The sequence below is a fragment of the Micromonospora sp. NPDC007208 genome (genome assembly GCF_042869175.1).
Taxonomy (GTDB): Bacteria; Actinomycetota; Actinomycetes; order Mycobacteriales; family Micromonosporaceae; genus Micromonospora; species Micromonospora foliorum.
The window spans coordinates 162,620-186,055 of sequence record NZ_JBIAFG010000016.1; the positions used below are offsets into that span (position 1 = coordinate 162,620).

At 71.3% G+C, this 23,436-nt stretch carries 19 protein-coding genes; 13 read left to right on the top strand and 6 right to left on the bottom strand.

Annotation, left to right across the window (positions count from 1 at the left end):
- Positions 1 to 2: 2 nt before the first annotated feature.
- From ACFYL6_RS26775 to ACFYL6_RS26785, 3 genes are all read left to right on the top strand, one after another.
- Complete coding sequence (locus tag ACFYL6_RS26775) at positions 3 to 2,888, top strand: hypothetical protein (RefSeq protein ID WP_387175307.1); 2,886 nt, start codon at positions 3 to 5, stop codon at positions 2,886 to 2,888.
- A 101-nt stretch (positions 2,889 to 2,989) separates the two neighbouring features.
- Positions 2,990 to 3,589, top strand: a complete 600-nt coding sequence (locus ACFYL6_RS26780) for a TetR/AcrR family transcriptional regulator (protein ID WP_196928917.1) — start codon at positions 2,990 to 2,992, stop codon at positions 3,587 to 3,589.
- Between the two features lie 71 nt (positions 3,590 to 3,660).
- On the top strand, positions 3,661 to 4,998 hold the full coding sequence (locus ACFYL6_RS26785) for an acetyl/propionyl/methylcrotonyl-CoA carboxylase subunit alpha (RefSeq protein ID WP_387175309.1): 1,338 nt from the start codon (positions 3,661 to 3,663) through the stop codon (positions 4,996 to 4,998).
- A 224-nt stretch (positions 4,999 to 5,222) separates the two neighbouring features.
- On the opposite strand, the gene ACFYL6_RS26790 is transcribed toward ACFYL6_RS26785, so the two are convergent.
- Complete coding sequence (locus tag ACFYL6_RS26790; protein WP_387175311.1) at positions 5,223 to 6,080, bottom strand: hypothetical protein; 858 nt, start codon at positions 6,078 to 6,080, stop codon at positions 5,223 to 5,225.
- Between the two features lie 871 nt (positions 6,081 to 6,951).
- On the opposite strand from ACFYL6_RS26790, the gene ACFYL6_RS26795 reads away from it, so the two are divergent.
- Positions 6,952 to 7,863, top strand: a complete 912-nt coding sequence (locus tag ACFYL6_RS26795) for a hydroxymethylglutaryl-CoA lyase (protein WP_387175374.1) — start codon at positions 6,952 to 6,954, stop codon at positions 7,861 to 7,863.
- Positions 7,864 to 7,921: 58 nt separating this feature from the next.
- Here ACFYL6_RS26795 and ACFYL6_RS26800 read toward each other — a convergent pair whose 3' ends face one another.
- A complete protein-coding gene (locus ACFYL6_RS26800; RefSeq protein WP_387175313.1) occupies positions 7,922 to 8,482 on the bottom strand; it encodes a snapalysin family zinc-dependent metalloprotease in 561 nt (186 codons plus the stop codon).
- Between the two features lie 169 nt (positions 8,483 to 8,651).
- On the opposite strand from ACFYL6_RS26800, the gene ACFYL6_RS26805 reads away from it, so the two are divergent.
- The 3 genes from ACFYL6_RS26805 to ACFYL6_RS26815 all read left to right on the top strand — a co-directional run bounded on the left by ACFYL6_RS26805 (position 8,652) and on the right by ACFYL6_RS26815 (position 14,199).
- Positions 8,652 to 10,184: an acyl-CoA carboxylase subunit beta gene (locus ACFYL6_RS26805; RefSeq protein ID WP_387175315.1), complete on the top strand. Its 1,533-nt coding sequence runs from the start codon at positions 8,652 to 8,654 to the stop codon at positions 10,182 to 10,184.
- A 78-nt stretch (positions 10,185 to 10,262) separates the two neighbouring features.
- Positions 10,263 to 11,411: an acyl-CoA dehydrogenase family protein gene (locus ACFYL6_RS26810; RefSeq protein WP_387175317.1), complete on the top strand. Its 1,149-nt coding sequence runs from the start codon at positions 10,263 to 10,265 to the stop codon at positions 11,409 to 11,411.
- 133 nt (positions 11,412 to 11,544) lie between these two features.
- Positions 11,545 to 14,199, top strand: a complete 2,655-nt coding sequence (locus ACFYL6_RS26815) for an ATP-binding protein (RefSeq protein WP_387175319.1) — start codon at positions 11,545 to 11,547, stop codon at positions 14,197 to 14,199.
- 224 nt (positions 14,200 to 14,423) lie between these two features.
- Here ACFYL6_RS26815 and ACFYL6_RS26820 read toward each other — a convergent pair whose 3' ends face one another.
- Positions 14,424 to 14,942: a MarR family winged helix-turn-helix transcriptional regulator gene (locus ACFYL6_RS26820; protein WP_387175321.1), complete on the bottom strand. Its 519-nt coding sequence runs from the start codon at positions 14,940 to 14,942 to the stop codon at positions 14,424 to 14,426.
- 99 nt (positions 14,943 to 15,041) lie between these two features.
- On the opposite strand from ACFYL6_RS26820, the gene ACFYL6_RS26825 reads away from it, so the two are divergent.
- Both ACFYL6_RS26825 and ACFYL6_RS26830 read left to right on the top strand, forming a co-directional pair.
- Complete coding sequence (locus ACFYL6_RS26825) at positions 15,042 to 15,623, top strand: YceI family protein (RefSeq protein WP_238661442.1); 582 nt, start codon at positions 15,042 to 15,044, stop codon at positions 15,621 to 15,623.
- A gap of 309 nt (positions 15,624 to 15,932) precedes the next feature.
- Positions 15,933 to 17,411: a glutamate--cysteine ligase gene (locus ACFYL6_RS26830; protein WP_387175322.1), complete on the top strand. Its 1,479-nt coding sequence runs from the start codon at positions 15,933 to 15,935 to the stop codon at positions 17,409 to 17,411.
- A gap of 137 nt (positions 17,412 to 17,548) precedes the next feature.
- Here ACFYL6_RS26830 and ACFYL6_RS26835 read toward each other — a convergent pair whose 3' ends face one another.
- Positions 17,549 to 19,030 (bottom strand): hypothetical protein, encoded by a 1,482-nt coding sequence (locus tag ACFYL6_RS26835; protein ID WP_387175324.1) that lies wholly within the window; start codon positions 19,028 to 19,030, stop codon positions 17,549 to 17,551.
- A 122-nt stretch (positions 19,031 to 19,152) separates the two neighbouring features.
- Between ACFYL6_RS26835 and ACFYL6_RS26840 the strand changes: the two genes are divergently transcribed.
- On the top strand, positions 19,153 to 19,833 hold the full coding sequence (locus tag ACFYL6_RS26840; protein ID WP_387175326.1) for a PASTA domain-containing protein: 681 nt from the start codon (positions 19,153 to 19,155) through the stop codon (positions 19,831 to 19,833).
- A gap of 160 nt (positions 19,834 to 19,993) precedes the next feature.
- The gene (locus ACFYL6_RS26845) at positions 19,994 to 20,737 is read left to right on the top strand and encodes a PASTA domain-containing protein (RefSeq protein ID WP_387175328.1); all 744 of its coding nucleotides are present in this window, start codon (positions 19,994 to 19,996) and stop codon (positions 20,735 to 20,737) included.
- Between the two features lie 7 nt (positions 20,738 to 20,744).
- Here the strand turns inward: ACFYL6_RS26845 and ACFYL6_RS26850 are convergent, their stop codons facing one another.
- Positions 20,745 to 21,206: a hypothetical protein gene (locus ACFYL6_RS26850; protein ID WP_387175330.1), complete on the bottom strand. Its 462-nt coding sequence runs from the start codon at positions 21,204 to 21,206 to the stop codon at positions 20,745 to 20,747.
- A gap of 98 nt (positions 21,207 to 21,304) precedes the next feature.
- Positions 21,305 to 21,589, bottom strand: coding sequence for a hypothetical protein (locus ACFYL6_RS26855; RefSeq protein ID WP_091396374.1), 285 nt, complete (start codon positions 21,587 to 21,589; stop codon positions 21,305 to 21,307).
- Between the two features lie 626 nt (positions 21,590 to 22,215).
- Here ACFYL6_RS26855 and ACFYL6_RS26860 point away from each other — a divergent pair.
- Both ACFYL6_RS26860 and ACFYL6_RS26865 read left to right on the top strand, forming a co-directional pair.
- Positions 22,216 to 23,097, top strand: a complete 882-nt coding sequence (locus ACFYL6_RS26860; protein WP_091396372.1) for a helix-turn-helix transcriptional regulator — start codon at positions 22,216 to 22,218, stop codon at positions 23,095 to 23,097.
- Positions 23,067 to 23,288, top strand: a complete 222-nt coding sequence (locus ACFYL6_RS26865; RefSeq protein ID WP_091396369.1) for a DUF397 domain-containing protein — start codon at positions 23,067 to 23,069, stop codon at positions 23,286 to 23,288. Before ACFYL6_RS26860 ends, ACFYL6_RS26865 begins: the two co-directional genes overlap by 31 nt.
- Positions 23,289 to 23,436: the final 148 nt, after the last annotated feature.

Sequence of the window (23,436 nt, forward strand, 5' to 3'; positions counted from 1 at the left end):
GCATGAGCGACGAGGATCTGTGGCGGGTGCTGCGCGGTATCTCCGACATGCCGTACGGGGCGGGGCAGATCGCCGCGCTGGAGCAGTTGCTGCGCCGGGTGGACGCCGCCGACGACCGGCACCTCGCGTTCGTCACCCGGATGCAGGCCACCACCGGCTACATCTACGGCGGCGAACCGGCGAAGTCCTTCGTGACCTTCTCCTGGTGCCTGTCCGAGTTCGACAGGGACCCGCAGCCGTACCACCAGCGTCACCTGCACAACCTGCTCTGGCACTTCAAGTACATGGTCAACGGCCTGCTGAACTTCCCGGAGGTGCCGCTCGACCGCACGTACGCCGTGCTGGACGACATGGAACGCCGCTACCGGGCTGGCGGGCACAGCCTGCAGACCGTCCACAAGCACCGGTTCCGGGTCGCCGACCACGTGGGCGACGCCGAGGTGGCCGCACACTGGTACCGGCTCTGGCAGACCACCCCGCGCGACGACCTGTCCGACTGCGCCGGTTGTGACCCGACGAGCCAGGTGGGCTACCTCGCCGACACCGGGCGGGACGCCGACGCGGTGGAGCTGGCCGAGCCGGTGCTCGCCGGCCGGCTCAACTGCAACGAGCAGCCGCAGTCGATCCTCACCGCGCTGCTTCTGCCGTACCTGCGGACCGGGCGGGCCGAGGAGGCGCGGGACGCGCACCGGGAGGCGTACCGCCGGCTGCGCGGCAACCTCGCCAACCTGTGGGACATCGCGGACCACGTCGAGTTCTGCACGCTGACCGGCAACGGGGCGCGGGCGCTGGAGCTGGTCGAGCGGCACCTGGACTGGCTGGACCGGCCGCCGTCGCCGGCCGCCGCCATGCACTTCGCCGCGGCCGCCGCCGCGGCGCTGCGCCAGGCCGGCGCGTCGACCGTGTACCGCCGGGCCGCCGAGGGGCGGCCGGCCGCTGAGGTGGCGGCGGCGTCGTTGGCGGACGAGCTGGCCGACACCGCGACCGGTCTGGCCGCCCGCTTCGACGCCCGTAACGGCACCACCCACCAGTCGGAGTGGATCGCCCGCCGGCTGACCGTGCAGGCGAGCGGGGAACATGTGCCGTTGTCGGCGAGCATCCGCCGCCGCCCGAGCCGCCCGGAACGCCCGGTCGGGGACGAGCCGATCGTCGGGCCGGGCACACCGGTGTCGTCCACCGAGCGCGTGCGAACCGGTAAGGGTGAACGACCCGCCGTGACCGTGCCCGCCGACGCCGGCCCGGACGAGCTGCTGGACCTCGCGGAGCAGAGCTGGGGCCGGCACGACCGGGCCACCTTCCGGGCGGCGCTTGTCGCCTTCGACGACCGGTTCGGCTCCGCTGAGCTGCCGGCACGCACGTCCGCGCACCGGCTGGCGCTGCGGGCGGCGGAGCGTGGCGACGAGGACGACATCGAGGGCGCGGTCAAGCTGAACCGGGCGGCGCTGGAGCTGTACCGGGAGGCGGGCGAGGAGGTGCCCGCCCAGACGGTCGCCGGGCGGCTCGGTGTGCTGTTGACCCGCACCGACGAGGCCGGCGAGGAAGGGCTGCTGCTGGCCCGAGAGGCGGCCGAGGTCCTGGACCGGCTCGGCGACGCCCGGCAGCGGGCGGCCGGACACGACCGGGTGGCGTTGGCGCTGCTGCATCGCGAGCGTTGGGCGGACGCGCTCGCCGCACTCGACCGGGTACCGGCCGACGCGGGCGGTGACCGGCACCTGATGGCCCGGATCGCACTGCACCGGGGGCACCTGCTGGAGCAGTTGGACCGCGTCGACGAGGCCCGCGCCGTCGTCGACGAGGCTCGCCGGATCGGCCGGGAGCTGGGCGTCGACGAGCTGATCACGGGTGCCTGCCTGGCGTACGCGCGGCTGGTCGATGATCCGGCGGACGCCGTGGCGGCCTGCGACGAGGCGTTGGAGGCGGCACCGGCCGACGCGGAGCTGCCGGTGCGGGTCGCCCGAGCGCGGGCGTTGTTGTCGGCCGGCCGGGCCGTCGACGCGGTGGACGACTTCGTCGAGGCGGTGACGCTGTGCGTGGAGCGGGGCGCCGAGGGGGACGCGTTCCTGCGGTGGGAGCTGGCGAACGCGTACCGGATGGTGGGCCGGCTCGCCGAGGCCGCCGAGGTCGCCGAGGAGGCCGTGCTCGGTCTGGATCGGCTGGGCGCCCAGGCGGAGGCCGATCGCTGCCGGCATTTGCTGGCCGGCGTCTACGCCGGACTTGGTGAGATCGACCCGGCGTTGGCGCTGCTGGAGCAGTTGGCCAGCAACCTGGATGGACCGGACAACCTTCCGCACCGGGCGCAGGTGTTGGAGGAGGCCGGCGGGATCCTCTACGACGCCGACCGGGACGCGGCGGCGGGCGAGCGGTTCGCCGCCGCCGCTGAGGCGTACCGGCTCGGTGACCTGCCGCTGGACGAGCTGCGCGCCCGCCGGCGGGAGACGTACGCCTGGTTCTGGGCCGACGACCGGGACGCGGCGTTGCGCGCCGTCGAGGTGGTGGACGGGTTGGCGGCGAAGCTGGCCGGGCAGGCCGAGCCGCCGGTGACGTACGAGCTGGCGATGGCGGCCGAGGCCGGAGCGCGGGTCCTCACCGGGGAGGACCGGCTGGACGAGGCGCTGGGCCGGCTTACCGGGGTGCCGGACCGGTTGCGGTCGATCGAGGCGTTCGGCGAGGCCGCCCAGGTTGAGGTCCTGGTCGGTGAGTTGCTGCTGCGCCTGGACCGGCCGGCCGAGGCGGAACCGCTGCTGCGCCGCGTACTCGGTGGGCTGCCGGCCGGATCGCGGCAGGTCCGCCAGACGGCCTGGCTGCTGGCTCGGGCGCTGGATCTGCTCGATCGGCCCACGGAGGCCGCCGCGGTGCGGGCGGAGCACGACCTGGACCAGGACGACTGACCCTCGCTGGCCGCCCCTGGCCAGGTCAGGGGCGGCCCGGCCCGGGGTGGGCGGAACTGACCGGCAACCATCGCGGGCTCCTCGCGGTCTAGGCTTGTCCGGTGACGGTGGAGCAGCAGGCACGGGGCGCGGCGGGTGCGGGCCGGCGCAGGTCCCGCAAGGACGAGATCCTGGAGATCGCGGTAGGTCTGTTCGCGGCGCGTGGCTATCACGGCGTGTCGATGGACGACATCGGCGCGGCCGCCGGAGTCACTGGTCCGGCGCTCTACCACCACTTCGCCGGCAAGGAGGCCATGCTGGCCGCCGCGCTGATTCCGGTCAGTGAGGGGTTGTTGGCCGGTGGGCGGGAACGCGCGGCCGGGCGCTCGGACGACCCGCGCGGCGTACTGGAGTCGCTGATCGACTACCACGTCGAGTTCGCGCTGGCCAACCCGGCGGTGATCGCGTTGCACCTGCACGAGTTGGACCGCCTGCCCGAGGAGCCGCGGCGGCGGATCCGTCGCCTGCAACGGCTCTACGTCGAGGAGTGGGTGACCGTGCTCACCGCGCTGCACCCGGGCATGCCCGACGGTGAGGCGCGGGTGCTCGCGCACGCGGCGTTCGGCCTGATGAACTCGACCCCGTTCCTCGGTGGCGAGGTGGACCGGCGACGCCGTGCCGAGCTGCTGCGCGGCGCGACCCTGGCCGCACTGCTGGCCTGAGCCGACTCGTCAGAACCGTGCCGGTCATGATTCCCTGACATCGTCCCACCATCCGGACGCCGGGAGGAAACATGATCGAGTCACTGCTGGTCGCCAATCGGGGCGAGATCGCACGCCGGATCATCCGGACCGCCAAGCGGCTCGGCATCCGCGCGATCGCGGTGCACTCGGAGGCCGACGCCGACCTGCCGTTCGTCGCGGAGGCGGACGAGGCGGTCCTCATCGGTCCACCGAACCCGGCGCTGAGCTACCGCAACACCGAGGCGATCCTCGCCGCCGCGAAGTCGACGGGCGCGCAGGCCATCCACCCCGGGTACGGCTTCCTGTCGGAGAACGCCGAGTTCGCCCGTACCGTCGAGGCGAGCGGCCTGATCTGGGTCGGGCCCGACGCGGACGCGATCACCGCGATGGGCGACAAGATCAACGCCCGGAACCTGATGGCGGCGGCCGGCGTTCCGGTCGCGCCCGGCACCACCGACCCGGCGGCCGACCTGGACGCGGCGGTGACCGCCGCCGCCGAGATCGGCTACCCGGTGATGGTCAAGGCCGCCGCCGGCGGTGGCGGCATGGGCATGGGGGTGGCCGTCGACGAGGCGGCGCTGCGCACCGAGTACGACAAGGTGCGCGCGTTCGCCGAGCGGATGTTCGGCGACGGTTCGGTGTTGATCGAGCGGTACTTTCCCCGGGTACGGCACGTAGAGGTGCAGATCCTCGGCCTGGCCGATGGTCGGGTGGTGGCGCTCGGCGAGCGGGAGTGCTCGGTGCAGCGGCGCAACCAGAAGCTGGTCGAGGAGTCCCCGTCGCCGGCGGTCTCGCCGGAGCTGCGGTCGCGTCTCCTGGCGGCGGCGGTGCGGGCCGGTGAGGCGGTCGGCTATCGCAACGCCGGCACTGTGGAGTGCCTGCTCGACCCAACCACCGGCGAGTTCTTCTTTTTGGAGATGAACACGCGGTTGCAGGTGGAGCACCCGGTGACCGAGTACGTCTACGGCATCGACCTGGTCGAGGAGCAACTGCGGGTAGCCTCCGGGCTGGCGCCGACGTTCGACCCGGACGCGTTGACCCCGCGCGGCCACGCCGTCGAGATGCGGATCAACGCGGAGGACCCGAAGCGCTTCCTGCCCGGCCCTGGTGTGATCAGGACGTGGGTCGAGCCGACGGGCGAGGGTGTCCGGGTGGACTCCGGCTACACCGAGGGCAACACGGTCACCCCGTTCTACGACAGCCTGCTGGCCAAGCTGATCGTGAGCGGCGCGACCCGCGACGAGGTGCTCGAACGTGCGAAGGAGGCGGTGGCCGCCTTCCAGATCGAAGGCCCGAAGAACAACGTCCCCTTCTTCGCCGAGCTGCTGACCAACGAGGAGTTCCTCTCCGGCGCCTACGACACCGGAATCGTCTCCCGCATGCGCTGACCCGTCCTTGTTGATCAACGCCCACCCGCGCCGATCTTGCAGTTTCGGTCGTCGAAAAGCGCTGAATGCCCCTTCAGTCGGGACAGTAAGTGCAAGATCGCGGGGGCGGTCCGTCGATCATGGAGTTGTGCTGCCTGAATTGTTGTGATGCGGGCACTTTGTCACCCACCACAACTCCGTGATCGACGAGGCGGTGCGGGCTGTACGGCCGTCGAGTGGTCGGGTTACCGGCGGTGGCGCAAGTCGTTGGCGCCGTCGATCTTCGGCCGCTGGCTGTGCCAGGGCCGATCGACCAGACTCGGCGGCTCCACTCTGCTCTGCTCGCGTAGCGCGACGAAGCTGGTGTCCAGCCATGGTGCCCCTCGATAGTGGCCCTGTGCTGGATCGCCCGTTCTGGTCTGGCTGGTCGGGAAGTGCCTCGTGTTGGGAGTCCCGGTAGGCGGGCCTTTCAACGGCTCGCGCTGCCGGGGCAGTTCGTCTGACCTCGGTGCATGGCTGACCGGCTGGCCGACCTGTTCGCCCCGCAACTCGCTGACCTCCACCATGAGGGCCAGCTCGCGCCGTTCCAGCTCGGCGATCCTCTGGCGTAGTCGTTGTACGAGATCCTGTCCGCCCTGCGCCCTGGTCGCCTCCTCGGATCGTTCGTCGCGAGTCCCGATCGGCGGCTTCTCCCCGCGCGCCAGCTCGTACAGATCGGCGAGCTGGGCCAGCTTCTCCCGCCGGAGCTCTGCCGGTAGTGCGTGATCCACCACCAGCATCACCGTCTGCCAGGGCGGGCCCTTGCTTTCGGCCGTGAAGTGGCGCGACAGCTTCTTACGCAGTCGGGTCAGTTTCTTGGCCCGACTGGCTCCGTCCCGATCGGGTCGGGGTGGGAAGCTCCGGTCGGCCAACTTCTGCCAGGTGTCGATCGGCCCGATCTCGGGACAGGCCTCCACGATCTCGCGGACCGCCAGCCCGTACGCCGACACGGCAAGGTTGTGATAGCGCTTGCGGTATTGCGCTTCGAGTATGGCTCGGGGGACGAGTCGGTGTCTCTGGGTGCGTTCCTCGGATGGGAGCGGTGGATCGGCTTCGGTGGTCACGTCGGTCCCCTCAATGCGGTGGTCATGCGGGTCCTTCCAAGAGCTCACATGACTCGGACCAGTATTTGTACCGCCTCCGATCAACCATCCGGGTATTGCGCGCTGTGTCGCCAGTCAGATTCTGGCCGGGTCGCTGGCCGGGGGCTGAACCCTTGTATCGGAACGGTTCTGGCTCGGTCCTTGTTGGACTGCCGCTTGCTCCTGGTGGTTGGCCGGGCGGCCTGGCGAGAACCCGGTCAGAAGATCGTCATGTCCGTCGGATCACGTCGTTGTCGTAGCGGATGGGAAACGTCCCGCGCTCAATCCGGATTGCGGGAACAGTCGTGGAAGTTCCAGCGACTGATAACCCCATCGCAATTGTCGACTGACGCCGGGGAGGCAGACGGATGAACGGTAATGGTGGGCGGTCGCCGAGCACGGAACGACGTATGGTCGGAACCTTGCGGAAAGCGTCGCTCGGCACCGATGGTGCCGTGGTGATGGCCCTGATCGTGGGTCGGGAGGACGCCGCCGCATGCGCCAGCGCCCTCTCGACCGCACTCCGATGCGCTGCGGAGCTCTTGGAAGGACCGACGCAGCGCTGACCACCGGAGGCGTCCTGACGATGGGGTCGAGCCGATGGCCGGCCCTGTCGTCACGCCGGCACCAACGTAGCCACCCTGCCGCCCGCACATCCATGGCGCTGCCGGTGATGACATCCTTCTGACCTGATTCATCCGCCAAAGGGTGGTCGATTGCTGGCCAAAAGGGCCATCCGAGCGGGTGGCCATCGCGCATCGTGTCGTGCCGCCCCTGGTGGTTGCGACTACGCGTGCCGGTGTCGCTACCGTTGCCGCAACAGAGCAGACAGTGAGGTGACCCCGTGACGGACCTGCCGAACTCCGTGTCGATCCGCGAGGTTGGGCCGCGGGACGGGTTGCAGAACGAGGACCCGATCCCGGTCGACGCCAAGGTGCGGCTGCTCGACGCCCTCTCCGGCACCGGCGTACGCCGAATCGAGGCGGTGTCGTTCGTGCACCCCAGGGCGATTCCGCAGATGGCCGACGCCGACGAGGTGTGGCAGCGGGCGGTGAAGGCCGACGGGGTGCGGTACTCCGCCCTGGTGCCGAACACCCGGGGCGCCCAGCGCGCCCTCGCCGCCGGGTTCGCCGAGATCGAGGTGGTGGTCTCGGCCAGCGACACGCACAACCGGCGCAACGTCAACCGGTCCACCGACGAGTCGCTTGACGACATCGCCGAGCTGATCGACCTGCTGCACGGTGCGTCGGCGCGGGTCGAGGTGATCGTGGCGACCAGCTTCGGCTGCCCCTACGAGGGTGACATCGACCCGCAGCGGGTGGCCGGGATCGTGGACCGGGTGGTCCGCGACGGCGCGGACCGGGTCGCGTTCGGTGACACCACCGGCATGGGCACCCCGCGTCGGGTCCGCGAGCTGTTGACCGCGGTACGCGACCGCAACGCGCACGTGCCGGTCCTGCTGCACTTCCACAACACCAGGGGTACGGCACTGGCCAACCTGTTGACCGCGCTGGAGCTGGGGGTGACCGAGTTCGACGCCAGCGTCGGTGGCCTCGGTGGCTGCCCGTACGCGCCGGGGGCGAGCGGCAACCTGGCCACCGAGGAGGCCGTGCACATGCTGCACGACATGGGCATCGACACCGGCATCGACCTGCCGGCTCTCATCGAGGTGGCGGAGTTGGCCGAGGAGTTGCTCGGCAAGAAGCTGCCGTCCGGTGTGCTGCGGGCCGGCCCGCGTACCCGGCTGACGCCGCTGCCGAGCTGACCGTCCGCGCGACGAAGGGGCCGGCGCACGCGCCGGCCCCTTCCACGTGCCAGGTTGGTCAGCTCACCGGGGTGAGCACGCTCGGCCAGCTGTCGCGGAAGATGTCCGCGCTGCGGTCGGTGGCGCTGAACGTGCCGGCGAAGAGGCTGCTGACCCGGTTCGCCTCGGCGGTGCTCGGGTACGGGTTGGTGCAGCTGGTGCCGGCGCTGCCACCGGACATCAGCAGCGAGCAGTTCCCGTTGTAGTTGTCCGGCAGGCCGAGGATGTGCCCGATCTCGTGCGTCATGATCCGCAGCGGGCTGTACTGCGCCGCCTGCTGGGTGTCGATGTAGACCCGGCCGTTGCCGAGGCTGGTCCGCTGGGCGTACGAGCCGCCGCCGGTGATCTGGTAGATCCGCAGGTTGGAGCCACAGTTGGCGGAGAGCGTCAGGTTGACGGTGGCGTTGTTCCAGATCGAGGCGGCCTGGCCGGCGATGCCGGCGTAGCTGCCCGCCTGGCTGGTGTTGTAGCAGATGGTCATGGCGGCGGACGCGGGCGCGGGGTTGGCGACCGTGACGCCGAGGGTGGCACCTGCGGTCGCCACCAGGGCGACCGCGAGCCGACTGAGTCGTGAGGTCATCGCTGACTCCAATCCGGGAGGAGGGGGTGCCAGGAGCCTAGCGATATTGATTCATGTTTTTCAATGTCTTGCTCTCGGCCCGGCTGTCTGGTTCGCTCGTAGGTCGCCGACGGCCGCGTCGATGCGCTAGCCTAACGATCGTTCAGGTCAGCATGGCGGAGGAGTCGGCGTGACGCTCGACGGTGAGGCACTGGAGCAGTTGCGCAAGCGGGCCCGGTCCGGCGGCGCGGACAAGTACCACGCGGCCAACGCGGCCAAGGGCAAGCTCTTCGCCCGTGAGCGGGTCGCGCTCCTGGTCGACGAGGGCTCGTTCGTCGAGGACGGCCTCTACGCCAACGCGCTCGCCGAGGGGCTGCCCGCCGACGGCGTCGTGACCGGCACCGCCACGATCGACGGCCGACAGGTCTGTCTGATGGCCAACGACTCCACCGTCAAGGCCGGCAGCTGGGGCGCCCGCACCGTCGAGAAGATCATCAGGATCATCGAGCGGGCGTACGGCGCCGGTGTGCCGATGGTCTACCTGGTCGACTCGGCCGGTGCCCGGATCACCGACCAGGTCGATCTCTTCCCCGGCCGGCGTGGCGCCGGGAAGATCTTCTGGAACCAGGTCCGCGCCTCGGGCTCGATCCCGCAGGTCTGCGCGCTGTTCGGTCCGAGCGCCGCCGGTGGCGCGTACATCCCGGCGTTCTGCGACGTGGTGGCGCTCGTCGACGGCAACGCGAGCATGTATCTCGGCTCCGACCGGATGGTCGAGATGGTCACCGGCGAGAAGACCACCCTGGAGGCGATGGGCGGGGCCAAGGTGCACACCGCCGAGTCCGGTGTGGGGCACTTCCTCTGCAAGACCGAGGCCGACGCGCTCGACGTCGTGAAGACCTACCTGTCGTACCTGCCGGCGAACTGGACGCAGGCGCCGCCGACCGCACCGGCGGTCGCCGCGCCCGCGAAGGCCGACCTGGCCGCGCTGGTGCCGGCCAGTGAGCGGCAGGCGTTCGACATGCGACGGTACGTCAAGGGCCTGCTCGACGAGGGTTCGTTCTTCGAGATCCAGGCGCTCTGGGCCAAGGAGCTGACCATCGGCTTCGGCCGTCTCGACGGTCAGGTCGTCGGTGTGGTCGGCAACAACTCGATGTTCAAGGGCGGGGTGCTCTTCGTCGACTCGGCCGACAAGGCCACCCGGTTCGTGCAGCTCTGCGACGCGTTCAACGTGCCGCTGCTGTTCCTGAGTGACGTGCCCGGCTTCATGGTCGGCAGCGTGGTGGAGAAGCAGGGCATCATCCGGCACGGCGCCAAGATGATCACCGCGATCTCCGAGGCGACAGTGCCGAAGATCTGCGTGGTGGTCCGCAAGGCGTACGGCGCGGGTCTCTACGCGATGGCCGGTCCCGGGTTCGAGCCGGACGCCACCATCGCGCTGCCGACCGCGAAGATCGCCGTGATGGGCGCCGAGGCGGCCGTGAACGCGGTCTACGCCAACAAGATCGCCGCCATTCCGGACGAGGACGAGCGGGCCGCCTTCGTCGCCGCCAAGCGCGCCGAGTACGAGCAGGACATCGACGTCGTCCGGCTCGCCAGCGAACTGGTGGTGGACGCCATCGTCGAGCCGCACGACCTGCGCACCGAGCTGGTCCGTCGATTCGCGGCGGCGCGTACCAAGGATCGGCACTTCTCCCGCCGTCGGCACGGCGTCACCCCGGTCTGATCATCGACTCAGGCCCGCACAGCGACCCGCCCCCGGCGTCACGAGCGCCGAGGCGGACCGTCCTTACAGGAGGATGAGATGGACTTCCGGCTCACCGACGAACAAGCGGCGCTGCGCGAGAGCGTGCGGGAATTCGCCCGCGAGGTGGTCGCCCCGGTCATCGCCGAGCACTACGAGCAGCACACCTTCCCGTACGAGGTGATCCGGCAGATGGGCAAGATGGGTCTGTTCGGCCTGCCCTTCGGCGAGGAGCACGGCGGCATGGGCGGCGACTACTTCGCGCTCTGTCTGGCCCTGGAGGAGTTGGCCCGGGTCGACTCCAGCGTGGCCATCACGTTGGAGGCGGCGGTCTCGCTGGGCGCGATGCCGATCTACCGCTTCGGCACCGAGGAGCAGAAGGCGACCTGGCTGCCCCGGCTGCTCAGCGGCGAGGCGCTGGCCGGCTTCGGTCTCACCGAACCGGGCACCGGCTCGGACGCCGCCGGCACGCAGACCCGGGCGGTGCTGGACGGCGACGAGTGGGTGATCAACGGTTCGAAGGCGTTCATCACCAACTCCGGGACCGACATCACGGCCATGGTCACGGTCACCGCGGTGACCGGCACGAACCCGGACGGCTCCAAGGAGTTGTCGACGATCATCGTGCCGACCGGCACGCCCGGGTTCGCCGTCGCGCCCGGCTACTCCAAGGTGGGGTGGACCGCCTCGGACACCCACGAGCTGACCTTCGACGACTGCCGGGTGCCGGCCGCCAACCTGCTCGGCCCCCGGGGGCGGGGCTTCGCGCAGTTCCTGCGGATCCTCGACGAGGGCCGGATCGCCATCGCCGCGCTGGCCGTCGGCCTCGCGCAGGGCTGTGTCGACGAGTCGATCAAGTACGCGAAGGAGCGGCACGCCTTCGGTCAGCCGATCGGCGCCAACCAGGCCATCCAGTTCAAGATCGCCGACATGGAGCTGAAGGCACACACCGCCCGTCTGGCGTACTACGACGCCGCCGCGCGGATGCTGGCCGGCGAGCCGTTCAAGCGGCAGGCCGCCATCGCGAAGCTGCACGCCAGCACGATCGCGGTGGACAACGCCCGGGAGGCCACCCAGATCCACGGCGGGTACGGCTTCATGAACGAGTACCCGGTGGCCCGGTTCTGGCGGGACTCCAAGATCCTGGAGATCGGCGAGGGCACCAGCGAGGTGCAGCGCATGATCATCGCCCGGGATCTGGGTCTCTGAGTGCTCCGGCCGAACTGATCGGCCAGTCGTTCCGGACGGACTGTCCGTACGGCTGTCGGGTTTCGGCGAGCGGGCGTCAGTAGCCCGACGTTCGACTGCCGACGGTCGGAGTCCATCCGTACTCTTCGTGCCCATGACTCCGGATCATGACCGGTCGCGGAGCCCGGCTGGACGTACCCCTCTGCCGGAGCTGCTCCGCGCGCATCGGCGCGCCGCCGGCCTGACCCAGGCCGAGCTGGCGTCCCGGGCCGGGGTGGGTGTGCGGACGGTGCGTGACCTGGAGCGTGGTCGGTCGATCCGGCCGCAACGCACGACTGTCGAGTTGCTCGCCGGGGCGCTGGCGCTGACCGGCACCAGCCTGGCGGCGTTCCTGGCCGCGGCCCGCGGCGCCGGTGCCGAGCAGGCCCTGCCGGACGCCACCTCCACGACCTTCGCGGTCAGCGGCAACGCCACGTCGGCGGACGCACCCGCCGACCCGTCGGTCGCGCTCCCGCCGCCGGTCGCGCTGATCGGCCGGGAGCGCGACCTCACCGAGCTTGCCGGGATGCTGACCGCGGAGCGCGGGCCCCGGTTGGTCAGCCTCGTCGGGTTGGCCGGCGTCGGTAAGACCGCCCTGGCCACGTCGGTGGCGCACCTGGTGGCCTCCGCCCACCCGGCCGGCGTTGCCGGGGTGCTGGTCGGCGAGGGCTCGGACGGTCCGGACGTCCTCGCCGCCTCGATGTCCGTGCTCGGCGTGGCGCGCCTGTCCGAACTCGTGGCGCTGCTCGCCGGACGCCCGACGTTGCTGGTCATGGACGCGGTGGAGCACGCCCCAGGCCCGGTGGCCGCGACCCTGCACCGGTTGATGGGCGCACTGCCGTCGCTTCGGGTGCTGGTCACCGGGCGGCATCCGGTCGGGTTGCCCGGTGAGCGGGTGTGGCCGGTCGCACCGCTCGACGTGCCACCACCAGAGGCCGAACACTCCGGACTCGAATCGTGGCCGGCGGTCGCGCTGTTCACCGCCCGGCTCGCCCAGGTCCGCCGGGAGCCACCCACCCCCGCTGAGCTGCCGGCGCTCGCCGCGTTGGTGCGCCGGTTGGGAGGGCTGCCGTTGGCCATCGAGCTGATGGCCGCCCGGGGCCGACTCCTCGACCTCACCGAACTCCTCGACCGGTATGGCGACCGGGTGCTCGACCTGGCCACTCCCGCCGACGCGTCCGCCCACCCGGGCTGGGACGCGCCGGAGGCGCTCACCAGCCGGACGAGCGGACCAGACTCCGGTGCGGCGGTCTCCGTCGCGGTCACCCTGCGGGACGCGGTGGCGTTCAGCTACCGCCTGTTGGCGCCGGACGAGCGGGCCGCGCTGCGGCAACTGGCCGTCTTCGGTAACCGCTGGTCGGTGGAGTTGGCCGAGGAGATGCTCGCCGACGAGGCCGACCGGGACGGCACGGTGGCGATCGACCCGGTTCCGCTGCTGGACCGCTTCGTCGAGCTGGGGCTGCTGAGCGTACGCGGAACCGGGTCGTTCCGGTTCCGGCTGCTCGACGCGGTCCGTGACTACGCCGTCGAGCAGGCGGCCGGTGCGGGTGAGCTGACCTTTATCCGGCGTCGACATGCGGAGGTCATCGCGCGCCTGGTGGCCCGGACCGCCAGCGACTTGATCGGCCCACGGGTACCCGACGCGGTGCACCGGCTGGACGAGATGAGCAGTGACATCAGCTCGTCGTTGGCCCACGCGGCCACCGACGACCCGTTGACCGCGCTGCGGCTGGCCGCCTGCCTGACCCGCTGGTGGCGGTTCCGCGGGCGCGATGTCGTCGGGCGGCAGTGGCTGCGGCGGTTGCTGGCGGACCCGCGTACCGCCGACGCCGACCCTCTCCTGCGTGGCTGGGCCACCCTCGGCGTCGCCCGGCTCGCGGCCGAGCACGGCGCGGGTGCCGAGGAGCTGTCGACGGCCCGCGCGGCGTTCGACACCTTCCGGCAGGCCGGCGACGTCACCGGGGAGTTGGAGGCGCGGAACGTGCTCGGCACTCTGCTGATCTCGGTGGGGCGGCAGGACGAGGCTCGCGAGCAGGCCGAGGCGCTGCTGCGGTTGGCCGCCCGCAACGGTCGGACCCGGGACCTGGCGGTGGCCCAGAACAGCCTCGCCTGGCACGAGATCCGCGCGGGCGACCTGGCCGCGGCCCGCCGCCGGCTCGCGGCGGTGGACCGCCTTGCCGCCGAGAGCGGGGAGCAGCGACTGCGGGTGCTGGGCTGGGCCAATCGCGCCGAGGTCGCACGCCTGGAGGGCTGGTACGCGGACGCCATCGACCGTGGCCGGAGGGCGATCGTGGCCCTGTCCGAGCTGGGTGATCCCGGGCGCCGCCGTCGGGTGCTCGGGACCGTCGGGCTGGCACTCGCCCAGGACGGGCGGGTCGCGGAGGCGACCGAGGTGCTGACCGAGTTGCGCGCCGGGGGCGTGGAGGCGGTGCCGGCGCGTCCGACCGTGCCGCGACCGCGTTCGGACGACGCGGTGCTGGCCTGGGGTGGGCCGGAGGTCGGGCTCTGTGCGCTGATCGAGGGCAACCTGGCGTTGCACCGGGGGGACCGGGAGTTGGCAGCCGAGTGGTTCGCCGCCGCCGCCGACCATGCCGGGCAGGATCGTCGGGACGCGGTGGAGGCGCTGGTGGGGCTGGCCGCGAGCACAGCGGACCCGGCGGTGCTCGATCGACTGGACCGGGTCTGTGTGGAGAGCGGCATCCGGCTGTTGCCGCAGGAGTCGGGCCTGCTCTACGCGCTGACCGCCGCCCGGGGCGGACCGGCTCAGTAGCCTGCGCCTGCCCCGATCGCGACGGGAGAGTGGCGCGGGCGAAGAGCCCCCTTTGGTGCTACCCCTCGCTGATCGCCCGCGCCGTCACCCCCCGGTGATCCCCGGTGCAGGAAGCCTGCCACCGGCGCGGTGGCAGAAAGTCGCCTTGGACCGAATCCTCCAGCTTGGCTGGGCCAGTTCTGCCGGTCTTTCTGCCGCTGCCATCGCCAGGCAGCGGGTGCTTCTCAGTGCCGTCGGGGGGCGCCGTCGGTGGCGGCGAACTGCTCCGGGCTGGCGTCGTCACTGCCGGCGGTGGCGCACGGATGCGCGGCGTCGCGGACTCGGCGCAACCCGTCGAGGAGGGCCGCGAGCGCCTCGGGGTCGAGTTGCCCGGTGAACCACTGCTCGATCATCTGCAGGTGCCCGGGCAGCGTCTCGTTCAGCCGTTGCATCCCGGCGGCGGTGACCACCGCGTACGAGCTGCGTCGGTCGTTCGGGCAGGCCCGGCGGGTGATCAGCCCGTCGCGTTCCATCCGGTCCACCACCCGGGTCACCCCGCTGGTCGACAGGGAGGTCTGCGCGGCCAGGTCGGTCATGCGTAGTTGGTTGCCCGGCGAGCGGGCCAGTCGGGTGATGACCTCGAACTCGACCGCGGAGAGGCCGTGCTCCTCAAGTTGGGCGTTGAACCGGGCTGACAGCCCGGCGTGCGCCTCGAAGAGCAGGCCGACGGCGGTGATCCGGGGATCGTCGAAGACGTTGGTCACCCGTCCAGCATACCAGTGCTTGACACGGGGAATGTTGTTGCAGTTATAGTTGCTCAAGCAGTCGTTGGGCTATTAAACAATCTTCTGGAGGACAGCACCATGACCAGCAGCATCGATGCGGTAACCCGCGACTGGGACGGCCTCACCATCCCGGCGGCCGGCACCTACGCGCTCGACGTGGCGCACAAGCGGGTCGGCTTCGTTGCCCGGCACATGATGGTGAGCAAGGTCCGCGGCGAGTTCAACGAGGCGACCGCCACCATCACCGTTGCCGAGGACCCGCTGCAGTCGTCGGTCGTCGCCACCATTCAGGCCGCCAGCGTCGACACCACCCAGGCCGACCGGGACGCGCACCTGCGCAGCCCCGAGTTCCTGGACGCCGAGAAGTTCCCGACGCTCGAGTTCCGCAGCACCGGGGTCAAGTCCCGTCGCGGCGGCGAGTTCGTGCTCACCGGCGACCTCACCATCAAGGACGTCACCCGCCCGGTCGAGCTGGAGGTGGAGTTCGAGGGTGTCGGTCGCAGCCCGTTCGGCCAGGACATCTTCGGCTTCTCCGCGAGCACCGAGATCGACCGCGAGGAGTTCGGCCTGACCTGGAACGTCGCCCTGGAGACCGGCGGCGTGCTGGTCAGCCGCAAGATCAAGATTGAGATCGAGGGCGAGGCCGTTCGCCAGGCCTGATCCCCGAGGATCGCCGGAGGGCCAGGGGGGATCCTCCCGGTGATCCGGTACGCAGGGCCCGCGCCGTACGTCGGCGCGGGCCCTGCGTCGTACCCGCTCGTGGTAATTGTCACGGGCTGTTCGCACCGCCATCGGATCCAGCCGGTCGACGACGGGGTAGAGATGGCGCCACGAGCGCGTCCACGCGGTCGACGTCGGATCACCGCCGTCGGCCTCTGGCCCCGTCAGGTGGGCGCTCTTACCGTGGATGCTTCACAAAGCGCTTCCGGGACGGCAGGATCCCGACCGCGCCGGCTGTCGGGAGGACACATGGGCAGGGACGTCTCAGAGGGCGCCTTCACCCGGGATGATCGCGTCCGGTATCGGCAGAAGGTGCGGCGGTGCCTGGACGTCTTCGCCCTGATGCTCGACGACTTCGGCTTCGACGCCGACCGGCCGATGACCGGCCTGGAGATCGAGCTCAACCTGGTCGACTCGGCCGCCGAGCCGGCGATGCGCAACGAGGAGATCCTCGCCGACATCGCGGACCCCCTCTTCCAGACCGAGCTGGGGCAGTTCAACCTGGAACTCAACGCCGAGCCCCGACTGATCGAGGGCACCGGCTTCGCCGACTACGAGCACGACCTGCGCGGCAGTCTCTCCCGGGCTGACGAGCGCGCCGCCAGATCCGACGCGAAGATCGTCCTGGTCGGCATCCTGCCCACCCTCACCGAGGGGCACCTGATCGAGGACAACCTCTCCACCAACGAGCGTTACCGGGTGCTCAACGACCAGATCGTCGGCGCCCGGGGCGAGGACATCGAGCTGGACATCCGCGGCGTCGAGCAGTTGCGGACGCACACCGACTCGATCGCCCCCGAGGCCGCCTGCACGAGCCTCCAGTTCCACCTCCAGGTCGCCCCGGACAGCTTCGCCGACTACTGGAACGCGTCCCAGGCCATCGCCGGGGTGCAGGTGGCGGTCGGAGCCAACAGCCCCTTCCTGTACGGCCGCCAACTGTGGGCCGAAACGCGGATCGCCCTGTTCCAACAGGCCACCGACACCCGCCCGGACGAACTCAAGGCCCAGGGCGTACGGCCGCGGGTGTGGTTCGGCGAACGGTGGATCACCTCGATCTTCGACCTGTTCGAGGAGAACGTCCGGTACTTCCCGCCGCTGCTGCCGATCTGCGAGGACGAGGACCCGGTGGAGGTCCTGCACGCCGGCGGTGTGCCACAGCTCGGGGAGCTGCGGCTGCACAACGGCACGGTCTACCGCTGGAACCGGCCGGTGTACGACATCATGGACGACCGCCCCCACCTGCGGGTGGAGAACCGGGTGCTGCCGGCCGGTCCGACAGTGGTGGACATGCTGGCCAACGCGGCCTTCTACTTCGGGCTGGTACGCGGTCTGGCCGAGGCCGACCGACCGATCTGGAGCCAACTCACCTTCAGCTCCGCAGAGGAGAACTTCCACGCCGCGGCCCGACGTGGCCTCGACGCCGTGCTGCACTGGCCCGGGCTCGGCGACGTGCCGGTAACCAAGCTGGTCCTGGAGCAACTGCTGCCCACCGCCGCCGCCGGTCTGGACGGGTTCGGTGTCGCCCCGGCGCAGCGGGACCGGCTGCTCGGCATCATCGAGCAGCGCTGCCGTACCGGCCGCAACGGCGCCGTCTGGCAGACCGAGGCGGTCTGGGCGGCGGAGCGGCACCACGGCATGGACCGGACAGCCGCGCTACACCACATGGTCCAGCGCTACGCCGAACTCCAGCGCACCAACCAACCCGTCCACACCTGGCCAGTCCCCTAACCCACCCCACCCCACCCCGCCCCCCGCCCCCCCCCACCCCCCCGACCGCGGGTTGATCATGAAGTTATTGCCATGACACGCCGGGCGAGATGGCAATAACTTCATGATCAACGGGGGAGGGCTGGGCCCTGGGTGGGCTAGTCGGTGGTGGGGCGGATGGTGCGGCGGGATGCTCGGGTTTGCCGGTTGGCGGGGGCGCGGTTCTCGGCCGTTGCCGATTCGGTGGGACGGGACTTTTCCGTTAGGTCCGGGTCCGTACGTGGGGCGGGTACCTGTGGTGCGGCGGTGGCCTCCCCGGGCAGAGAGCCCGTCCGGGGCGTCTGCGGTGCAGCGTCGGCCTTCCGGCGCCGCGACGCGGGTCCGGTCGTCGGGGCCGTGGGTCCGGCTGCCGAGCCGGGGATCGGCGGCGCGGGGTCGGTCTCGGCGACCGGGATCGGGTCGGCCACCGTGTCCCGAGCAACCGCACTCCGGCCGGCCCAGCGGTTCCGGCCGGCTGCACTCCGGCGGGCTGCCTGGTTCGGCTCGGCTGGGTGGTTCCGCTCGGCTCGCTCGCCGAGGCGGGCGGCCAGCACCGAGCCGCCGATGCCGGCGATCACCGCGTACGGGGCGATCAGCTGGGTGGACAACTGCGCGGGGCCCAGCGTCGACCAGTGCGGCAGGGTGGTCAGGTAGGCGAGCGCGACGAGCACCGGGCCAGCCGCGCCGGAGGCCGCCGCGCCCACGCGGTGCCCGACCGAGCGGGCCGACCGCCGGGCGGCCAGCACGCCGATCAGCAGCGCGGGCACCAGTGCCAGCAGCGCGCCGGGCCAGTAGAGCTGGCCCCCGATCCAGTACCGGGCGTGGTCCGGGTCGAACTGCCAGGTGCCGAGTTGCGCGCCGGTCAACCCTCGTCCGACGCGTACCCCGTCGATCACCGAGACCACCGCGAGCAGCCAGAGCCAGGCGGCCGTCGCGGTCACGTTGGCCGCGGCGGCTCGGGAGCGAAGCGCCCAGATCGCGACGAGGACGCCGATCAGGATGCCCAGCGCCGCCTGTACGGCCGCCGTCCGTTGCGGCGCGCCGGTGTCCGCGCCGGTCGCGACCCGCGCGGGTACGGCGATCAACAGAACTGTGACCAGCCCGCCCAACCCGGCGCCGAGCGCCAGGGCCACCCGCCGCAGCAGGCCGCCACGGTCGTGGACCGGTGGTTCGGCTGCTGGCGGTGGAGTTTCCGGCACCCCCGGTGGGGCGGCCTCCACGTTCAATGGGCGCTCGTCACCCGGAGTCTCGTGCTCCGGCGCCCGATCGCCGAGCTGCGAGCCCTCGTGGCGCGCGTCAGTCGCGGTCTGCGGGCCCTGTTGGCGCGCGTCAGTCGTTGACGGCGGAGAAATCGCGGGCCGCGCTGGGGCGTTCCGTTGGTGGAGCCGCTGCGCGCAGACCGCGCCGAGGACCGTCGAGCTGGCGGCGAGCCAGGTGGCCCAGGCGAGGCCGTCCGCCCAGGCTGTGTCGGTCGCACCGGCATCGGTGGGCGTCCAGGTGATGACGCCGAGCCCGTAGCCGAAGCCCAATTGTGCGGCACCCGCGCCGGCAGCGACCCCGATCGCCGTCGCGATCGACACTCCCCAGCCCTGTCTGGCCATGCCGGGCAGCGTAACGTCCCGTCGTCGGCGCGGCGAGTCGCAACGACCCGCCGGTGTGGACCGCCGGTGCGGCGGATTGGGCGGCGGGCGGTACGGTCGCCGGTGATGAGGCGGTGGGCGTTATGACGGACACGAACACGGGCCAGCAGAATGCCGTCGGTGGCGGTGCGGGCCGTGCCAGCGTCGTGCTCGGTGGTGGGTTGGCGGCGGTGCTGCTCGCCGCCGTCGGCGCGACAGGTGGCTGGTTGCTGGCCGGCGAGGACGACGCACCCTCTGGTGATCCGCTGGCCGTCACGACCACGGCTGGCGCGCCGACCAGTCGGGCCACCGCACCCCGACCGAGCAGCGGACGGCCGACACCGTCGGAGGTCCAGACCTCCGCCACCTCGACCAAGGGGACCGGCCTGACCGTGCCACCGGTGATCGGCACCGACTTCGAGCAGGCCCGGGAGACCCTGCGCAAGCAGCGGCTGGGATGGCGGCTGGTCTTCGGTGGCGGCGTCGGTCGTACGGTCGAGAGCACCACACCGGCCGTGGGCACCGAGGTCGCCCGGGGGACGACTGTGCAACTCCAGGTAGCCGGACCGGCGCCGGCCGCCGAGGTGCCGGACGTGGTCGGCAAGAGCTGCGCCGACGCCGCCGACGAGTTGGTCGACGAGGGCCTCTACCCGCGCTACGTCAGCGGACGCACTGGCAAGGTCAGCCGGCAGGAGCCCGCCGAGGACGGCCCGGCCCGGTGGAACGACCAGGTCAGCATCTGGTGTGGCTCCGCCGGCCAGCCGACCACGCAACCCACGCCCTGAGTCCGGGCCGGCGGGTCGAGCCTCCCGACGCGTACCCGCCGCTCTGCCGCGCCGGCGCCCGGCGCGGCTCGGCACGCTGATCCCCACCGATCGTGGTGTGGGCGACTAGGTTGGCGGTCGAGGGCCATGACGCCCGTCCGGGTTGGGGAAAGGACGTGCGATGAGCGACGACCGCCAGGAGCCTCCCGCCGCCGACCCGGACGAGACGGCGCCGATCGACCGGACCGTCCCGGCTCGTTCCGACCTGTCGCCCGACCAGACCATGCCGATCGACCGGTCCGCCGGCACCCGGCCGGGTCCGCCGGCCGACCGGACGGCGCCGATTCCCCCTGCGTGGTCCGGGCGGGCCGAGGTGCGCTCGCCTCGGCCGGACGATCCCGCCGGCGAGTGGTACGTCGAGGAGCAGGGTGGTCGGCGGTGGTGGTTGCCGATCCTCTGGGGCGTACTGGCGCTGTTGCTCGCCGGTCTGCTCGGGGGCGCGCTCTGGTTGGTGCGTTCCCAGCAGGATGACGACCGGGACGATCCGGGGTCCACCCCGTCCGTTCCGCCGACCAGTGCCCCGAGCGCCCCGCCGACCAGCGCAGCCACCACGTCGGCGGCGCCCACCAGCGAGTCGCCGAGTAGCCCGGCGGCGACCACGGACGCACCGGACGAGGTGCCGGTGCCACCGCTCGCCGGCCTGCCGCAGGCCACCGCCGAAGGGCTGCTGGCTCGGCTCGGCCTGACCTACCGGGTGGTGTACCGCCCGTCGGAGCTGCCACCGGGGACGGTGGTGGGCACCGAGCCGGGGGCGGGCACGTCGGTGTCGACCGACGACGAGGTGTTGTTGATCATCTCCCAGGCCGAGCCTCCGACCGGGGCGAGCCCGATCACGCCGAGCCCGACGGTGACGAGTACGCCGTGACCGCTGGTCACCACATCCGGCGGCGGGTGCCGACGAGGCCGATGCCGGCCAGCGAGATGGCCAGGCCGAAGATGCCGGACCAGAACAGGGAGCGGCGGATGTCCGTGGCGCTGTGCCCGGCCGGAGCTGCCTCGGTGAGTTCCTGACGGCCGCCGGACTGGCCGCCGGCACCCAGGCCGGACACCGATCCGGTCGGGTCGGCGCCACCGGCGTGGTCGGCCGGGGCGTCGGTGTCGATCCAGTCGGGTTGCTGGTAGACCGACTGGCCGTCGCCCGTCGGCGGGTCGGAGTCGAGCACGGTGATCTCCGGTGCGGGCACCGGAGCGGTCAGCCGGGTGGACGACATCGCCGGGTCGCGGACGAGGACCAGGAGTGTCGTCATCGCCCCGAGGAGGGCGAGGAGTCCGAAGGCGTAGGCGATACGGGAGCGGTGGCGCCGCCGCAGGGCAGGCTGATTGACCATGACCATCCCAGGGTCAGGGTCCTGGACGAGCGGGTAGAACGGTGCCGGGGTGGGCGTACCAATTCTATGGCGACGGCACGCCCACCGGCGGCGGTTCGGGTCGGTCAGCCCACCCGGAGCGGGGTACGCGCGACCGGGCGGCGGGCCCGCACGGTGTGCGGGCGGGGTTCGGGGGCGGCCTGCAGTTGCTGCAGCCCTTCCCGCTGGACGAAGATCGACCGTCGGGTGACCGCGTCGCCCGCGGCGTTCAACTCGTAGCCGTCGAGCCAGAGCCAGCCGTCATAGGTCGGCCAGTCGAGCACCCGGATCACCCGGAACTTGATCGGCCTGAGGAACTGGACACTCGCCGCGCGAGTCACGTGCAGTACGTCACCGGTGCGGGGAAGCACATTGGCTCCTGGGGAGGATTGGCCGGCGGTTGCGCCGGCGGTGCCTGAACGGGGGACGTCTCGGCCGGTGACGGGGTCGTGCCTCGTGAACCGGTGGTGCGGATGGCGGTGGTCGGGCCGTACCCCGCTGGTGACGTGCCGCCACCCGACCACCACCCGGTTGCTTCCGGGAACCGCGCCCGCCGCCGCAGCTTGCCGGCTTGCAGCGGCGGGGTCCTTACCCCGGAGCAGGTCTCGTTGTCGTCGGCCGGGCCCGCGTCGTGCCCGGCGTCCCCGGATCGGTGGGGTCACCACTCCGAGGGACCGAACGGAGACGCTGAGTGATCCGTGCCATACGGACAGACTGCATCAGGGACGTGCTACATGCAAGTTGCACGTCGACTTTTGCCGATACGTGAGCGTGTCGCGCGAAAGGCCTATTGAAGCCATCCGCGTCCGGGCGGCACACTGAGGGCCGGTTTCGCCCGTCGCGGCCGGCCGAGGACCGGCACCATCCCCTTCGTCGCGAACGCTCGCCGGTCGACGGTCGCGCCCCCGGCGGGTGTCACCCAGTGGCGCGTTACCGGAGGTAGCCCGAGTGGGGTCGAGCAGCCAGCGGCGGGAACCAGTGGCTCACGGGTTGCGCCATGAGTGAGCGGCGCAGTCCCACCATCAGACGGCGGCGGCTCGGGGCCGAGCTGCGCCGGCAGCGGGAGTCCGCCGGAATCACCATCGAGGTGGTCGCCGAACAGTTGGAGTGTTCGGCGTCGAAGGTCTCCCGGATCGAGACCGGGCACACCACGGCCACCCCACGGGACGTGCGGGACATGCTGCGGATCTACGGCGTGGTCGGCGCCGAGAGCGACGAGCTGGTGCAGATCGCCCGGGAGGCCCGCCAGAAGGGCTGGTGGCATCCGTACAGCACGGTGCTCGTCGGCGCGTACGTCGGGCTGGAGGCGGCGGCGAGTTCGATCCGGGCGTACGAACAGCAGGTCGTTCCGGGTCTTCTGGAGACCGAGGAGTACGCCGGGGCCATGATCCGCGCCGCACGGCCGGACTTCACCGCCGATCAGGTGCACCAAAGAGTGCGTGTCCGTTTGGGCCGTCAGTCGTTATTGACCCAGGACGATCCGGTCGATCTGTGGGTGGTGCTCGATGAGGCGGTGGTAAGTCGGCCGGTGGGCGGGGACGAGGTGATGCGCGGTCAACTCAAACGGTTGGTCGAGGTGGCCGAGTTGCCGAACGTGACGCTGCAGATCCTGCCCTTCGAGGTGGGTGCGCATGCCGGCATGGACGGCACGTTCACGATCCTCAGCTTCCCTGAGCCCGGTGATCCGGATGTTGTGTACGCGGAGAACGCCACGGGTGGGCTCTTCCTCGAGAAGAGCGACGAACTACAGAAGTACAGCTTCATCTTCGATCACATCCGCGCTGCGGCCATACGTCCGGAGGAGTCCGTCGCACACATCGCAAAACTGGCAGAGGAGCCGTTGTGGAAATGGCGACCAAAGGGTTCCCCGTGGACCTGACGCAGGCAGCATGGTTCAAGAGCTCGAAGAGCGGGCCGAACTGTGACAACTGCGTGGAGGTGGCGTACGTGACGGGGGCCGTCGGAGTGCGGGACTCGAAGGACAAGGCGGGCCCCGCCCTGGTCTTCGCCCCGGGTGACTGGCACTCCTTCGTTGCCGGCACCCGGGGTGGTGTGTTCGGCGCGGTCTGACCGACTGGTCAGTGGAGTCCCCGTCCGGTTCGCCGGACGGGGACTTTGCCGTGCCGGCAGGAGGCGCCGCGAACGTTCGCGTCGCGGCGTTGCCCGGCGAGGTTCCGTCGGGATTCCCGTCGCCAGAGCGCCCCCGTCTCGTTGAACC

What these genes read in the sequence shown, in the direction of transcription:
- ACFYL6_RS26775 (WP_387175307.1), top strand. Translation starts at nt 3, where the DNA reads ATGAGCGACGAGGATCTGTGGCGGGTGCTGCGCGGTATCTCCGACATG.
- ACFYL6_RS26785 (WP_387175309.1), top strand. Translation starts at nt 3,661, where the DNA reads ATGATCGAGTCACTGCTGGTCGCCAATCGGGGCGAGATCGCACGCCGG.
- ACFYL6_RS26800 (WP_387175313.1), bottom strand. Translation starts at nt 8,482, where the DNA reads ATGACCTCACGACTCAGTCGGCTCGCGGTCGCCCTGGTGGCGACCGCA.
- ACFYL6_RS26810 (WP_387175317.1), top strand. Translation starts at nt 10,263, where the DNA reads ATGGACTTCCGGCTCACCGACGAACAAGCGGCGCTGCGCGAGAGCGTG.
- ACFYL6_RS26815 (WP_387175319.1), top strand. Translation starts at nt 11,545, where the DNA reads ATGACTCCGGATCATGACCGGTCGCGGAGCCCGGCTGGACGTACCCCT.
- ACFYL6_RS26825 (WP_238661442.1), top strand. Translation starts at nt 15,042, where the DNA reads ATGACCAGCAGCATCGATGCGGTAACCCGCGACTGGGACGGCCTCACC.
- ACFYL6_RS26830 (WP_387175322.1), top strand. Translation starts at nt 15,933, where the DNA reads ATGGGCAGGGACGTCTCAGAGGGCGCCTTCACCCGGGATGATCGCGTC.
- ACFYL6_RS26835 (WP_387175324.1), bottom strand. Translation starts at nt 19,030, where the DNA reads ATGGCCAGACAGGGCTGGGGAGTGTCGATCGCGACGGCGATCGGGGTC.
- ACFYL6_RS26840 (WP_387175326.1), top strand. Translation starts at nt 19,153, where the DNA reads ATGACGGACACGAACACGGGCCAGCAGAATGCCGTCGGTGGCGGTGCG.
- ACFYL6_RS26845 (WP_387175328.1), top strand. Translation starts at nt 19,994, where the DNA reads ATGAGCGACGACCGCCAGGAGCCTCCCGCCGCCGACCCGGACGAGACG.
- ACFYL6_RS26850 (WP_387175330.1), bottom strand. Translation starts at nt 21,206, where the DNA reads ATGGTCATGGTCAATCAGCCTGCCCTGCGGCGGCGCCACCGCTCCCGT.
- ACFYL6_RS26860 (WP_091396372.1), top strand. Translation starts at nt 22,216, where the DNA reads ATGAGTGAGCGGCGCAGTCCCACCATCAGACGGCGGCGGCTCGGGGCC.
- ACFYL6_RS26865 (WP_091396369.1), top strand. Translation starts at nt 23,067, where the DNA reads ATGGCGACCAAAGGGTTCCCCGTGGACCTGACGCAGGCAGCATGGTTC.